Annotated in this window: 11 protein-coding genes; 10 read left to right on the forward strand and 1 reads right to left on the reverse strand. The window is 67.4% G+C overall.

All coding sequences use genetic code 11. The annotated features are described in order from the left end of the window. Positions 1-5: 5 nt before the first annotated feature. The 10 genes from tssH to FOC67_RS08915 all read left to right on the forward strand — a co-directional run bounded on the left by tssH (position 6) and on the right by FOC67_RS08915 (position 13,570). Positions 6-2,639: a type VI secretion system ATPase TssH gene (gene tssH, locus FOC67_RS08870; protein WP_073699984.1), complete on the forward strand. Its 2,634-nt coding sequence runs from the start codon at positions 6-8 to the stop codon at positions 2,637-2,639. Positions 2,640-2,649: 10 nt separating this feature from the next. Continuing rightward, the gene (locus FOC67_RS08875) at positions 2,650-4,161 is read left to right on the forward strand and encodes a sigma-54-dependent Fis family transcriptional regulator (protein WP_003140081.1); all 1,512 of its coding nucleotides are present in this window, start codon (positions 2,650-2,652) and stop codon (positions 4,159-4,161) included. Positions 4,162-4,249: 88 nt separating this feature from the next. Beyond that, positions 4,250-4,390, forward strand: coding sequence for a hypothetical protein (locus FOC67_RS08880; protein ID WP_003087614.1), 141 nt, complete (start codon positions 4,250-4,252; stop codon positions 4,388-4,390). A gap of 17 nt (positions 4,391-4,407) precedes the next feature. Then, entirely contained in the window at positions 4,408-5,601 is a 1,194-nt protein-coding gene (gene tagH / locus FOC67_RS08885; protein ID WP_009314689.1) for a type VI secretion system-associated FHA domain protein TagH, read from the forward strand. A 5-nt stretch (positions 5,602-5,606) separates the two neighbouring features. Beyond that, positions 5,607-6,113, forward strand: a complete 507-nt coding sequence (gene tssJ / locus FOC67_RS08890; protein ID WP_009314688.1) for a type VI secretion system lipoprotein TssJ — start codon at positions 5,607-5,609, stop codon at positions 6,111-6,113. Next, positions 6,110-7,441: a type VI secretion system baseplate subunit TssK gene (gene tssK / locus FOC67_RS08895; RefSeq protein WP_003087620.1), complete on the forward strand. Its 1,332-nt coding sequence runs from the start codon at positions 6,110-6,112 to the stop codon at positions 7,439-7,441. The genes tssJ and tssK overlap by 4 nt, the downstream gene beginning before the upstream one ends. Before the next feature lie 2 nt (positions 7,442-7,443). Beyond that, positions 7,444-8,313 carry a type IVB secretion system protein IcmH/DotU gene (gene icmH / locus FOC67_RS08900; RefSeq protein ID WP_003087622.1) on the forward strand — a complete coding sequence of 290 codons (870 nt, stop codon included), beginning with the start codon at positions 7,444-7,446 and terminating at the stop codon, positions 8,311-8,313. A 15-nt stretch (positions 8,314-8,328) separates the two neighbouring features. After that, on the forward strand, positions 8,329-11,856 hold the full coding sequence (gene tssM, locus FOC67_RS08905) for a type VI secretion system membrane subunit TssM (RefSeq protein ID WP_009314687.1): 3,528 nt from the start codon (positions 8,329-8,331) through the stop codon (positions 11,854-11,856). Beyond that, entirely contained in the window at positions 11,856-12,584 is a 729-nt protein-coding gene (locus FOC67_RS08910) for a PP2C family serine/threonine-protein phosphatase (protein ID WP_009314686.1), read from the forward strand. Before tssM ends, FOC67_RS08910 begins: the two co-directional genes overlap by 1 nt. Next, a complete protein-coding gene (locus FOC67_RS08915; protein WP_003087629.1) occupies positions 12,581-13,570 on the forward strand; it encodes a serine/threonine-protein kinase in 990 nt (329 codons plus the stop codon). Before FOC67_RS08910 ends, FOC67_RS08915 begins: the two co-directional genes overlap by 4 nt. 27 nt (positions 13,571-13,597) lie before the next feature. Here FOC67_RS08915 and FOC67_RS08920 read toward each other — a convergent pair whose 3' ends face one another. Then, positions 13,598-13,978 carry a VOC family protein gene (locus FOC67_RS08920; RefSeq protein ID WP_003110435.1) on the reverse strand — a complete coding sequence of 127 codons (381 nt, stop codon included), beginning with the start codon at positions 13,976-13,978 and terminating at the stop codon, positions 13,598-13,600. Positions 13,979-14,154 lie beyond the last annotated feature (176 nt).

The raw sequence follows: 14,154 nt of genomic DNA on the forward strand, positions 1-14,154 counted from the left end.
GATGGATGAGCATGATCAACGTAGACCTGCAACAACTGATTCAGGCGCTGGATGCCGACACCCGGCGCGACCTCGAAGGCTCGGCCGAGCGCTGCGTAGCCCGTGGCGGCAGCAAGGTACTGGTGGAGGACCTGTTGCTGGGCCTGCTGGAGCGTCCCCAGGGACTGCTGGCGCGCGCCCTGCAGGATGCCGCGGTGGACGCCGGCGAACTCAACGCCGCGTTGCAAGCGCGGGGCGAGCACAGCGCCTCGCGCAATCCGGTGTTCGCGCCCGAGCTGGTGCAGTGGCTGCAGGATGCGCTGTTGCTGGCCAACCTCGAACTGGGCCGTAGCCAGATCGACCAGGCGGCATTGATCCTGGCCCTGCTACGCAACCCGTTGCGCTATGCCGGCAGCCGCTACCAGCCGCTGCTGGCGCGGCTCGACATCGAGCGGTTGAAGGATTTCGCGCTCTCGCAGCCGCTGGAGGGCGCGCCCAGCGGCAAGCCGGGCGGCGGCGAGTCCCTGTTGCAGCGTTTCACCCACAACCTTACCCAGCAGGCGCGCGACGGCAAGCTCGATCCGGTGCTCTGTCGCGACGGGGCTATTCGCCAGATGGTCGACATCCTGGCCCGTCGGCGGAAAAACAACCCCATCGTGGTCGGCGAGGCTGGCGTCGGCAAGACCGCCATCGTCGAAGGCCTGGCCTCGCGGATCGCCGCAGGGGAAGTGCCGCCGGCGCTGAGGGACGTCGAGCTGTTGTCCCTCGACATGGGCCTGTTGCAGGCCGGTGCCAGCGTGAAGGGCGAGTTCGAGCGGCGCCTGAAAGGCGTCATCGACGAAGTGAAGGCAGCGCCCAGGCCGACCATCCTGTTCATCGACGAGGCCCATACGCTGATCGGCGCGGGCGGTCAGGCCGGCGGCTCGGATGCCGCCAACCTGCTCAAGCCGGCCCTGGCACGTGGCGAGTTGCGCACCATCGCGGCGACGACCTGGGCCGAATACAAGAAGTATTTCGAGAAGGACCCGGCGCTGGCCCGGCGCTTCCAGCCCGTGCAGTTGCATGAGCCGAGCGTTGCCGAGGCGGTGACGATCCTGCGTGGCCTGGCCCGGGTTTACGAGGAAAGCCACGGTATCTACCTGCGCGACGACGCGGTGGTGGCCGCCGCCGAACTGTCCGCCCGCTACCTGGCGGGTCGCCAGTTGCCGGACAAGGCCGTCGACGTCCTCGACACCGCCTGTGCGCGGGTGCGCATCAGCCTGGCGGCGGCGCCGGAGAGTCTCGAGCGCCTGCGCGGCGAGCTGGCCGAAGGTGAGCGCCAGCGCCAGGCCCTGCGCCGCGATGCCGAGGCAGGCCTGCCGATCGACCACGATGCCCTGCAGGCGCTGGAGGAGCGTCTGGCCCAGGCGGAAAGCGAGCGGCACGTACAGGAGGACCAGTGGAGCCGCCAGCGCGAACTCGCCGAGCGCCTGCTCGCCCTGCGCCAGCAATTGGCCAGGGCCCGCGAGGCGAACCGGGAAGAGCAGGGCAGCGAGGCGGACGCGGAGGCTTTCCCGGCCGACGAGCATGGCGGTGTCGAAGCCCTGGAAAAGGCCCTTCACGAAACCCGCCAGGCGCTCGCCGATGCCCAGGCCCAGGGGCGGCTGGTCAGCTTCGAGGTCTGCCCGCGCCTGGTTGCCGAGGTGATCGGCGCCTGGACCGGCGTACCGGTGGAACAACTGGCGCGGGAACACAACGCCAAGGTGATGGGGTTCGCCGACGACCTGCGGACGCGGATCCGTGGCCAGGAACAGGCGGTCAGCGCCCTGGACCGCGCGATGCGCGCCACCGCGGCCGGGCTGAACAAGCCCGATGCGCCGGTCGGCGTGTTCCTGCTGGTGGGCCCGAGCGGGGTGGGCAAGACCGAGACCGCGCTGGCGCTGGCCGACCTGCTGTATGGCGGCGAGCGTTTCATCACCACCATCAACATGTCCGAGTTCCAGGAGAAGCACACCGTCTCGCGCCTGATCGGCGCGCCGCCCGGCTATGTCGGCTATGGCGAGGGTGGCATGCTCACCGAGGCGGTACGCCAGAAGCCCTATTCGGTGATATTGCTGGACGAGGTGGAGAAGGCCGATCCGGACGTGCTCAACCTGTTCTACCAGATCTTCGACAAGGGCGTGGCCAACGATGGTGAAGGGCGCGAGATCGATTTCCGCAATACCTTGATCCTGATGACCTCCAACCTCGCCAGCGAGCACATCGCCGCGCTTTGCCAGGACGGCGCGCGGCCTTCCGCCGAACTCCTGGAGGAAACCATCCGGCCGGCGCTCAGCCGGCATTTCAAGCCGGCGCTGCTGGCGCGCATGCGCGTGGTGCCTTACTACCCGGTGGGCGGCCCGGTACTGCGCGAGCTGATCGAGATCAAGCTGGAACGCCTCGGCGAGCGTCTGGCGCGCCGTCAACTGGCTTTCGACTACAGCCAGGCGCTGGTGGACCACCTGGCCGAGCGTTGCACCCAGAGCGACAGCGGCGCACGGTTGATCGACCACCTGCTGGACACGCACCTGCTGCCGCTGGTGGCCGACCGTTTGCTGGAAGCGATGGCGCGCGACGAGCGTCTCGAGCGGGTCCATGCGACGCTGGGCGAGCACGGCCGCGTGCTCTGCGAGTTCGCCTGAGGTGGGTGCGATGTTCAGCCGCGTACCGCAACCCCTGGCCTTCGCCGAAGCCCTGCTCGCTCAGTTCGGCGCGCTGTCGCGGGAAACCGACATCGCGGCCCTGCTGGGCGGTTTCGCACGCGCAGTCGGCGAACTCAGCGGCTGCGAGCTGAGCCAGCTGTATCTGCTCGACCAGACCCATACCGCGCTCACCCTCAACGCCGAATGCCGGGACGGCCTGTTGCAGGCGCTGGAGCCGTCGAGCCTGCCGGCGGACTACACCGGCGAGCAGTTGCTGCAGTTCGCCCTGTGCCAGAACCGCGTGGTCAGTCTCGTCGACCTGCCGTCGCGGCTGCACGAGACCGGCTTCCTGCCGGCAGGGGAGCAGCCCTGGCTGTCCCTGCTCTGCGTTCCGCTGGTGAGCCCGGAGAAAACGGTCGAGGGCATGGTGGTCTGCGCCACCCGGCGCCCACTGGACCTGCAGGGATTCGCCCATCCACTGGGCCAGTTGGGCTCGTTCGTGCTGGCCCAGCTGCATCTGCTGCAACGCCTCTCGCAACCCTCCGGCGAGCCGCAGGGACCGTCCAGCGCGCCGGTGGTCAGCGGCTACGGGCTGATCGGCAGGAGCGCGGCGATGCGTGAGACCTGCCGCCTGATCAGCAAGGTCCTGCACAACCCCTATACCGTGTTGCTGCAGGGCGAGACCGGCACCGGCAAGGAGGTGGTCGCACGGGCGATCCACGAGTACGGCCCGCGGCGAGCACAGGCGTTCGTGGTGCAGAACTGCGCGGCGTTTCCGGAAAACCTGCTGGAAAGCGAGCTGTTCGGCTACCGCAAGGGCGCCTTTACCGGTGCCGAGCGCGATCGTCCCGGGTTGTTCGATGCCGCGGATGGCGGAACCCTGCTGCTCGACGAAATCGGCGACATGCCCCTGTCGCTCCAGGCCAAGCTGTTGCGCGTGTTGCAGGAAGGCGAGATTCGCCCGCTCGGCGGCAACGACACGCACAAGGTCGATGTACGCATCATCGCCGCTACCCACCGTGACCTCGCCCTGCTGGTACGCGATGGCAAGTTCCGCGAAGACCTCTACTACCGGCTGGCGCAGTTTCCCATCGAGTTGCCGCCGTTGCGCCAGCGCGAGGGCGACGCCCTCGAACTGGCCCGGCATTTCGCCGAACGCGCCTGCGTGTTCCTGCGCCGCGCGCCGCTGGGCTGGTCCGCGGAAGCGCTGGAACTGCTCGACGGCTATGGCTTTCCCGGCAACGTTCGGGAGCTGAAGGGACTGGTGGAATGCGCGGTACTGCTCTGCGAAGGCGATGTGCTGCTGGCCGAACACTTTTCCCTGCGCGCGCCCCCGGAAGCGGAGGCGCCGCTCAAGCTGCGCGAGCACCTGGAGCAGATCGAGCGCGACCTGCTGCTCGCCTGCCTGCGCAGGAACGCTGGCAACCAGACCCTCGCTGCGCGCGAACTGGGTCTGCCGCGCCGAACCCTGATCTATCGCATGGGACGCCTGAACATTCATTTCGGCGATCCCCGGACCTGAAGCCCATGATCGAGATTTCCTTCCATCCAGCCCTGCCGGGCGCGCGCCTGGAGCGCGGCGTCCGCGGCCCTTCCATGGAGACTCCCTGATGCCTGTTCGTCACTGGCCCGCCGTGCTTCTGGCCCTGGCCGTCCTCTGCGGCCTCGCCGGTTGCAGCGGCAACTACAAATTCAACGACGGCGACTATCGCCCGCTTGGCGATCCGCAGGCGGTCAATCGCGGCAAGTGACCGCAAGGAGCGATCTCATGGAACTGGTATTGGAAATGCTCAGCGCCAAGCAATTCGTACCGACGGAGCTGTGCAGCAAGACCTTCGGCAGGAACGGAGGCCTCATCGGCCGCGGCGGTGAGTGCGACTGGGCGATTCCCGATCGCAAGCGGCACCTGTCCAAGCAGCATGCGCGGGTCAGCTATCGCAACGGCGCGTTCTACCTGACCGACACCAGCAGCAACGGCATCCGCGCCGGCAACGGCAGCCGCCTGCCGCATGGCGAGCCGCAGCGCATCGAGCAGGACAGCGTCTTCCTGCTCGGCGACTTCGAGATCCGCGCGCGGTTGCTGCGCGAGCCCGACGAGCTCGCCATGGACGTCGGGCGGCCGCAGCCGGCGGGCAGCATCATTCCGGACGATGCCTTCCTGGCCCTCGATCCGTTGCAGGCGCTCGACCAGGACGGTGCAGATGCCTACGAACTCGACGACCTGAGCGCGATCGCCCTGCCCAGCCAGGAGGCCGGGGCGCGTGCGGACTACGCGCGGATCGACATGGAAAGCCTGGTCGTACCGGAGCTGGTGCCCGCCCCGGCGGCTCCGCAGGAACCCGTGGAAAGTCCGCGTCCGGGTCACGACGAAGCCTTCTGGCAGCGTTTCGGCCAGGCCCTGGGAATGGACCTCGAAGGCCTCGACGGCGCTGCGCGCGAAGCGCTGGCGATCAACGCCGCCGGTTTGCTGCGGCAGTGCATCGGCGGCTTGCAGCAGAGCCTGCGGACCCGCAGCGAACTGAAGAACGAACTGCGCCTGTCGCTGAGCACGTTGCGCGATACCGGCAAGAATCCCTTGCGCTTCAGCGCCGATGCCGGCGAGGCGCTGGGTCATCTGCTACGGGATGGCAAGCCTGGCCAGTTGAGTGGCGAACAGGCCGTCGCACGCAGTTTCCGCGACCTCCAGGCGCACCAGGTGGCGCTGCTCGGCGCCAGCCGGGCGGCGGTGCGCGCGACCCTCGAGCATTTCTCGCCGCAGCAGCTGACCCTGCGTTTCGAGCGCGACGGCCGCCGGCCGTTGCTGGCCACCTCGGGCAGCCGCTGGCGTGCCTATGGTCGCTACCACCAGTCGCTATGCCAGGACGACGACTGGAGCGAGCGCCTGCTGGCACGTGATTTCGCCCAGGCCTACGAAGAGCAGGTTCGCCTGATTTCCACCCTCTACACCGAGCACCAAGGATGATCGCCATGTCTCGTCGCCCGATTCCGCCAGCCAGGGCGCTGGCCATGCTCGCCGTCCTGGCGCTGCTGGCCGGCTGTTCCACGCTATCGCCGTATTCCAGACTGACCAAGCTCGACCTCGCCCTGAGCGCCGGCGAGCGGGTCAATCCCGACCTCAATGGCCGGCCGTCGCCGGTGGTAGTGCGGCTGTTCGAGCTGAAGCACCCGGTGGCGTTCGAGAACGCCGACTTCTTCAGCCTCTACGAACGTCCCAAGGAGACCCTGGACCCCGACCTGGTGACCAGCGAGGAGCTGGAGCTGCGTCCCGGCGAGCGGGTCGAACTCAAGCTCAGCGTGGAGGAGGGGAGCCGCTACGTGGGCGTGCTCGCCGCCTACCGCGATCTCGGCGAGGCAAGGTGGCGCTACGTGGTGCCGGTCACGGCGAAAGAGCTGACCCGGGTAGAGCTGAAGCTGGGCCAGAAGGGCATCCTGAATGCCGGCGAACTGCTCGGCAAGGCGGGTGACGCGCGATGAACGTGCACAAGATCGTCTGGCAGGAAGGCATGCTGCTGCGCCCGCAGCACCTGCAACACAACGACCGCTACTACGACAACCAGATGAAGGCCCGGACCCAGTTGCTGGGCAGCTACAACTGGGGCTTCCTCGCCCTGGAGCTGGACCGCCAGTTCCTCAACATGGGCAAGCTGGTGATCAGCCAGGCCTCCGGCGTATTGCCCGACGGCAGCCTGTTCGAACTCGGCGGCAACACCGAGCCGCTCGCCCTCGACGTGCCGCCCAATACCTCGAACGTGCCGATCTACCTGGCCCTGCCGCTGGTCACCGGCAACCACATCGAGGCGCGCCGGCCGGAGCAGGCCGAGGTCCTGGCGCGCTATACCGCCTACGACCTGGAGGTGGCGGACTCCAACGCCGGCGAGGATTCCATGGTGCAGGTCAGCTGCGCGCGGCCGGATTTTCGCCTGCTGCTCGGCGAGCAGCAGAGTGACCAGGCCTACGTCAAACTGAAGGTGGCGGTGGTGCTGGATACCACGCCGGACGGGGTGATCAGCCTCGATCCCGACTTCGTGCCGAGCTACCTCCATGCCCACGCATCCGCCTACCTGCTGTCCTGCCTGAAGGAAGTGATCAGCATGCTCGGCCATCGCGGCGACACCATCGCCGAGCGTATCCGGTCCAATGGCAAGGTCGGCGGCGCGGAGGTCGGCGATTTCATGATGCTGCAACTGATCAATCGCACCGAGTTGCTGCTGCGCCACTACCTGGGATTGGAGCAGGTGCATCCGGAGCAGTTGTACCGGGTGCTGCTGACCATGCTCGGCGACCTCGCCACCTTCGGCAGCGAGAGCAAGCGTCCGCGCCTGGACAGCCGTTACCAGCACAGCGACCAGGGCGCCAGCTTCCGCAGGCTGATGGAGGCGATCCGCCAGGTCCTGTCGATGGTGCTCGAGCAGCATGCCATCGAACTGCCTCTCCAGGCCCGCCAGTACGGCATCCTGGTCTCGCCCCTGCACGACCACAAGCTGCTCGGCAGCGCCTCGTTCGTGCTCGCCGCCAGTGCCAATTGCGAGTCGGAGGAACTGCGCCAGCGCCTGCCCGCGCATCTCAAGGTGGGTGCGGTCGAGCACATTCGCCAGTTGGTCAACCTGCACCTGCCGGGGATCCGGGTCAAGCCGCTGCCGGTGGCGCCGCGGCAGATCCCGTTCCACTCCAACAAGACCTATTTCATTCTCGAACCCAACGCCGAGGATATGACCCAGCTGGAGCGCTCCGGCGGTTTCGCGTTCCACGTATCCGGCGAGTTCTCCGAGCTTGAACTGAAATTCTGGGCCATCAGGAACTGAACATGATCAAGGAAAGGGAATACCACGAGGACGAGAAGACCGTCCTCCTCGATCACCAGGGACAGGTACCGGCCCAGGGGCCGCTGACCGATTTCGCCGAACCGCCGCGCTTCGAGCAGCTCGAGGAGCGGATGATCTACGCGGCGCGCCTGCGTCCGGGCGAGGCCTTCAACGTCAGCCTGAACCCGCTGGTGGCGGCGGCTTCCGAACTGCTTTCGGAAGTGGTCCGGCTCAAGCACAGCACCGTGCTGGAGAACCTTGCGGCGCTCAAGGAGCGGTTGACCTCCGCCATGAAGCTCTTCGAATTCCGCGCCGTGCAGGATGGCGTGGAAAACAGCCAGGTCATGGCGGCGCGCTACGTGCTGTGCACGGTGGTCGACGAGGCGGTGGTGACTACCCCGTGGGGCAACGAAAGCGAATGGTCGAAGATCAGCCTGCTGAGCAGCTTCCATAACGAGACCTTCGGCGGCGAGAAGTTCTTCCAGTTGCTCGACCGGCTGTCGAAGAACCCGGTCAAGCACCTGCCGATGCTGGAGCTGATGTACCTCTGCCTGGCCCTCGGCTTCGAGGGCAAGTACCGGGTGATGGCTCGCGGCGTGCTCGACCTGGACGGTATTTCCGATGCGCTCTACCGGCAGATCCGCCAGTTGCGCGGCGACGTGCCGCGCGAACTGTCGCCGCACTGGCAGGGGCTCAGCGACCAGCGTCGCGGCCTGGTGCGGATCGTGCCCTGGTGGATGGTGGCGCTGTTCACCCTGGTCTGCCTGGTGGTGATGTATTCGGGATTCGCCTGGGTTCTCGGCGAGCAACGCGACACGGTGCTGCAGCCTTACCAGTCGCTCGATGCGGCGGCAGGACAGCCCGGTTCGTAAACACAGGGACGCGAAATGAAAAACTTCTTCAAGAAAGTCGGCGCCTTCCTGCGCAAGACGTGGGTCTGGACGCTGCTGCTGGTACTCCTGGCGGCATTGCTGGTGTGGTTCGTCGGGCCGCTGCTGGCGGTCGCCGACTACAAGTTCTGGGAAAGCCCGACTTCGCGGTTGCTGAGCATCAGCCTGATGTTCCTGGTCTGGGGGCTGGCGATGGTCTTCGTCAGCTGGCGCGCCGGAGTGCGGCGCAAGGCCGTCGAGGACAGCGACGAGGGCCAGGAGCGCCTGCGCCGCGACGGTCTGATCGAAGACGAACAGAAGGAATTGCGCAGCCGCTTCAAGGACGCCTTGCGCACCCTGAAGACCTCCAGCCTGTACCGCGGTCGTAGCGAGCGCTGGCGCAACGAGCTGCCCTGGTACCTGCTGATCGGCCCGCAGGGAAGCGGCAAGACCAGCCTGCTGGACTTTTCCGGACTGGAATTCCCGATCAACCGGATCGACCGCAAGCTGACCCGCGATACCGCCGGCACGCGCTACTGCGACTGGTACTTCGCCGATCACGGCGTCCTGATCGACACCGCCGGGCGCTACCTGACCCAAGCCGACGGCGAGGTCGATGGGGGCGCCTGGGCGACCCTGCTCGGCCTGTTGCGCAAGCGCCGCCGCGCACGGCCGTTGAATGGCGTGATGGTGTCGATTCCGGTGGAGACGTTGCTCAGCGACGACGAGATGGCGCTGGATACGCTGGCTCGCCAGGTGCGCGCGCGCCTGCAGGAAATCCAGCAGACCCTGCACCTCGATCTGCCGGTCTACCTGGTGCTGAGCAAGGCCGACCAGTTGCTCGGCTTCGACGAGTTCTTCGACCAGTTGAGCCACGAGGAGAGCGACCAGGTTCTGGGCACCAGCTTCGGCAAGGAGCAGAACGGCACCGATGTGACGGTCCTGCGCCAGGCGTTCGAGGACCTTCTGCGACGCCTGAACAGCCAGGTGATCATGCGCATCCACCAGGAGCGCGATACCCTGCGTCGCGGTCGCATCCTCGACTTCCCGCACCAGCTTGGCCAGATCGGCGAGCGGTTGTGCCTGTTCGTCGAACTCGCCTTCACCGGCAATCGCTACCAGCGCGCCAGCCGCCTGCGCGGCTTCTACCTGACCAGCGCGCCGCACCTGGCCCAGCAGCTGGACGAGGACACCGCCGGCATCGGCGCCAACCTGGGGATCGCCAGCGGCCTGCTGCCGACCCTGCGCAACGGGCGCTCGCGCTTCATCCATCACCTGCTGAGCCAGGTGATCTTCCCCGAGGCCAACCTGGCAGGTCTCGATCGCCGCGAACGCACGCGCATCCACTGGGGCCAGCGCGCCCTGTACGTCGGTTCGCTGGCGCTCCTTCTGCTATTCGGCCTGCTCTGGGCTGGCGGTTTCTCGGCCAACCACGAGCGCCTGGAGCGGGTCCGCGAGCTGGCGCAGCAATGGACCCAGCAGCGCCAGGCGCTTGGCGAGCGCGATGACGCCATGGCGGCGCTGAAGACGCTGGATAGCAGCTATGCGGCGACCACCGTGTTTCCGCCCAAAGGGGAAGTCTCGCTGCACGAGCGCGCCGGGCTGTACCAGGGCAACGAGGTCAACCCGCCGCTGGCCGCTGCCTATCGCCGCGAGCTGGAGACGCAACTGCTGCCGCGCGTGGCGCGGATGCTCGAAGCGCAGATCCGCGGCAACATGCAGAATCGCGAACGCCTGCTCAACAGCCTGCGGGCCTACCTGATGCTGAATCTGCGCGAGCGCCGCGAGAACGGATGGCTCAAGGACTGGGTGGCTACCGACTGGTCGCAGCGCTATGCCGGCAACGGCACCGTGCAGAATGGCCTGAACACGCATTTCGCCCGTCTGCTCGAGCAACCGTTCAGCTATCCGCTGAACGACACCCTGGTGGCCCAGGCACGCCAGGTGCTGCGCAGCGAGTCCCTGGCCAACGTGGTCTACCGGGTGCTGCGCGAACAGGCGCGAAGCCTGCCCGAGTATCGCTTCGGCCAGCACCTGGGGCCGCAGGCCGGTCTGTTCGTCGGCACCGACTACGTGATCCCGGGGTTCTACACCCAGCAGGGCTACCAGCAGTACTTCGTGGTCCAGGGCGCCAGCCTGGTCAACGACATCCTTCGCGACAACTGGGTCCTGGGCGAGGGCAGCGGGATCAGTGACATGGACCTGCGGCGCCTGATGGTCGAACTCGAGCAGCTGTATTTCCGCGACTACGCGAACTTCTGGAGCGAGGCGGTCGGACGCCTGGGCCTGCTGCCGTTCAACGATGCCGGCGAGGGCGCCGACCAGGTTTCCGGGCTGCTCGCCGCCAACTCGCCGATCCTCCAGTTGTTGCTGGAGGTCCGTGAGAACACCCGTTTCCCGGTCCTGGCGGAGAGCGCCGAGGCGCTGGCAGAGGCCAGCGACAAGGCCGCGGAAAAGGGCGGCAAGCTGGGCAAGGCGGCCGCCGCGGCGGCCGGCAAGGCCAGGGACGCGTTGGCGAAGAACCTGCCGGATACCGCGAAGAAGTCCCTGCAACGCCGCTTCGAGCCCCTGCATCGCCTGCTCGACGATAACAACGGCCCGGCGGCCGACCTCACTCCGCTGTTGCAGGCGCTCAACGAGTTGCAGTTGCAACTCGCCGGACTGGCGCGCGCCAGCCAGCCGGAGCAGGCGGCTTTCGACATGGCGAAGAGCCGCATGGGCGGCCAGCGCGATGCCCTGAGCAACCTGCGCAACGCCTCCGCGCGACTGCCGCGACCGCTCGGCGGATGGTTCAGCGTGCTGGCCGAAGACGCCTGGCGGCTGGTCCTCGGCGATGCCTACCTGTACCTCAACCAGCGCTACCAGAGCGAGCTGTACGGTTTCTACAGCAAGGCGATCAACAAGCGCTACCCGTTCAACGCGCACAGCGCCAGCGATGTCGCGGTCAGCGATTTCCGCGAGTTCTTCAAGGCGCAGGGCGTCGCCGAACGCTTCTTCGAAACCTACATGCGGCCCTTCGTCAGCGGCGACCCGGGCAGCTACCGCCTGCGCAGCGTGGACGGCTACAGCCTGCCGATGTCCAAGGTCTATCTCGACCAGATGGGCACGGCCCAGGTGATCCGCCAGAGCTTCTTCGCCGAGAACCCGGCCGAGCCACAGGTGCGCTTCCGCCTGGAGCCCTATACCCTCGATCCTGGCGTCAGCCGCGCCGAGTTCCGTTTCGACGGTCAGTCCATGGAGTACCGCCACGGCCCGATCGTGCCGATGTCGTTCAAGTGGCCCAGCGACGCCGACGGCGGCCGCACCAGCCTGGTGCTGGAGAAGATGGCCGGACGACCGGTGGGAATCGAACGCAATACCGGGCCCTGGTCTCTGTTCAGGCTGTTCGACCTGATGCAGACCGAGTACCTCAGCGGGCGTGACGTGATGGTGCTCAAGGCCGACCTGGGCGGCCTGCGCGCCAACTACCTGCTGCTCGCCCAGCGCACGCCGAATCCGTTCGATCTCGCGGTCCTGCGCAGCTTCCGCATGCCGGTGCAGCTCTGATGCAACGCACCGAGCCCTGGCGCAGCGCGGCGCGCACGGATCGCGGCAAGGTCCGCGCGCGCAACGAGGATGCCTTCCTGGACTGCCCGGATCGCGGGCTCTGGGCGGTCGCCGATGGCATGGGCGGGCACCAGGCCGGCGACCTGGCCAGCCGGATGATCGTCACCAGCCTGGCGGAACTGCCGGCCCGGACGGGATTCGACGAGCGCCTGAACGCGATGCGCCAGTGCCTGCACTGGCTCAACCGGCGCCTGGGCGAGGAACTCACCCTCAGCGCCGAACGCGGCGACAGGATCATCGGCAGTACGGTGGTGGCGCTGGTCGTGGAGGGGGCGCGGGCGGCCTGCGTGTGGGTCGGCGACAGCCGCTGCTATCTGTGGCGCGGCCAGCGGCTGTACCAGCTGTCCCGCGACCACTCGCTGTTGCAGCGACTGGTCGACGAACGGCGGATGGATATCGAGCAGGCCCGCGCCTATCCCTCGGCGCGCGCGCTGACCCGTGCCGTCGGCGCCAGCGAACAACTGGTGCTGGACGTGCTGGAACTGGAGGTGCATCCCGGTGACGTCTTCCTGCTCTGCAGCGACGGACTCTACGAAGAGCTGAGCGCCGATGCACTGGGCCGCGCGTTGAGCCTGGCATCGCCGCAGGTGGCGGTGGAGCGGCTGTTCGACGGCGCCTTGAGCGGCGCCGCGCGGGACAACCTGACGGCCGTGGTGATCCGCCAATGAACGAACCGCTGTCGTCGCTGGAGCTGCTGCCGGAGGAGGAGGGCGGCGCGAACCTGACCTATTTCGCCTTCGCCGCCCCGACCGCCTCGGCGCCGGACCTGCCGGCGGTGTTGCCCGGTCCGCTGCCGGACGTTCTTTCCGGGCGCTACCGTCTGGAGCGGATGCTCGGCGCCGGCGGCATGGGCACGGTATACCGTGCCCGGGACCTGCTCCATGAGCAGTTCGGCGACCCGGCGCCGCTGGTAGCGTTGAAGCTGCTCAACGAATCGGTCGCCGAGTCACCCGACGCCAGCGCCTTGCTCTATAGCGAGTTCGCCCTGACCCGGCGCTTGCGCCATCCGAACGTCGTGCGTCTGTTCACCTTCGACGTCGACACCGCCTGCCAGCGCGCCTACATCGTCATGGAACTCATGCCTGGCCTGCCGCTCGATCGCCTGCTCTGCGAACGTCCCGAAGGCCTGCCCTGGTCCGAGTTGAGCGCGATCGCCCGGCCGTTGCTGGACGCCCTGGCCTATGTCCACGAACAAGGGGTGCTGCATGGCGACCTGAAGCCGAGCAACGTGATGCTCGGCGAGGAGGGCGTGCGGCTCTTCGACTTCGGCCTCGGCCAGGCGCAGGCAGGCATCCTGGACGGCCTGCCGCAGCTCAGCCGGGGCCGCATCGACGCCTGGACCCCGGGCTACGCCGCTCCCGAACTGCTCGAGGGTGCGCCGTTGTCGCCGGCAGCCGACCTGTATGCGCTGGCCTGCGTCCTCTACGAACTGGCCGACGGTCGCCATCCGTTCCGCCGCCTGCCCTCGAACCAGGCCCGGGAGCAGGGGCTGGAGCGCCAGCTGCGCGCGCCCGGACACCTGCCTCGGCGCTGCTGGCCGGCGCTGCGTACCGCCCTGAGCCTCGACCCCGAACGGCGCTGCATCGGCGTCCGCGAATTGCAGGAAGCGCTGGGCGCGCGGCGTTCCTGGCTGGCCGGCGTTCTTGCCCGTTGAGCCGGCGGCGCTCGGTTTGCAGGACCTCTACGGCCGCTCTCCGCAAGCGCTCTGCAGGGCGATACGATTGCCTTCGCTGTCCCTGATCTCGGCGATGAACACGCCGTCGCCAAGCGGCGTCTTCGGGAAGAGGATTTCGCTGCCTTCGCCGAGGGCCCGGGCAAGGACGACATCCAGGTCCGCGACATTCAGGTAGATGATCGCCCCATGTAGCGTAGGCACGTAGACGTCGCCCTCGGCGAGTGCGCCGCTGGCACCGTCACGGCCTTCCTCGAAGGGGAAATGCGCCATTCTGCTTCCGTGCAGGGTGGCTACCTCGCCGAACGCCACTCCGAACACCGAGGCGTAGAAACGCATCGCCCTCTCCAGGTCGGACACCGGTATTTCCACGTGCGCGATCAGGTTCATTTCCTTCCTGTCCTGTCGGGACCACTGGTGACGCCGCTTTCCGGCGACGATGGCGGATGTTCAGCCGCGCGAAACCGAGCGGATCGGGCGGGCATGCCGCCGCGAGGGGGGCGAATGAATTCATGCGAAATTCATTAACATCTTGTCCCGCTTGACCGGCGTCAATACCCGTACTG

The sequence above is a fragment of the Pseudomonas sp. FDAARGOS_761 genome (assembly GCF_013343155.1).
GTDB classification, from domain to species: Bacteria; Pseudomonadota; Gammaproteobacteria; order Pseudomonadales; family Pseudomonadaceae; genus Pseudomonas; species Pseudomonas aeruginosa.

Bases quoted from the DNA above. Each gene is read 5' to 3' on its own strand.
- tssH (WP_073699984.1), top strand. From the start codon at position 6: ATGAGCATGATCAACGTAGACCTGCAACAACTGATTCAGGCGCTGGAT.
- FOC67_RS08875 (WP_003140081.1), top strand. From the start codon at position 2,650: ATGTTCAGCCGCGTACCGCAACCCCTGGCCTTCGCCGAAGCCCTGCTC.
- FOC67_RS08880 (WP_003087614.1), top strand. From the start codon at position 4,250: ATGCCTGTTCGTCACTGGCCCGCCGTGCTTCTGGCCCTGGCCGTCCTC.
- tagH (WP_009314689.1), top strand. From the start codon at position 4,408: ATGGAACTGGTATTGGAAATGCTCAGCGCCAAGCAATTCGTACCGACG.
- tssJ (WP_009314688.1), top strand. From the start codon at position 5,607: ATGTCTCGTCGCCCGATTCCGCCAGCCAGGGCGCTGGCCATGCTCGCC.
- tssK (WP_003087620.1), top strand. From the start codon at position 6,110: ATGAACGTGCACAAGATCGTCTGGCAGGAAGGCATGCTGCTGCGCCCG.
- icmH (WP_003087622.1), top strand. From the start codon at position 7,444: ATGATCAAGGAAAGGGAATACCACGAGGACGAGAAGACCGTCCTCCTC.
- tssM (WP_009314687.1), top strand. From the start codon at position 8,329: ATGAAAAACTTCTTCAAGAAAGTCGGCGCCTTCCTGCGCAAGACGTGG.
- FOC67_RS08910 (WP_009314686.1), top strand. From the start codon at position 11,856: ATGCAACGCACCGAGCCCTGGCGCAGCGCGGCGCGCACGGATCGCGGC.
- FOC67_RS08915 (WP_003087629.1), top strand. From the start codon at position 12,581: ATGAACGAACCGCTGTCGTCGCTGGAGCTGCTGCCGGAGGAGGAGGGC.
- FOC67_RS08920 (WP_003110435.1), bottom strand. From the start codon at position 13,978: ATGAACCTGATCGCGCACGTGGAAATACCGGTGTCCGACCTGGAGAGG.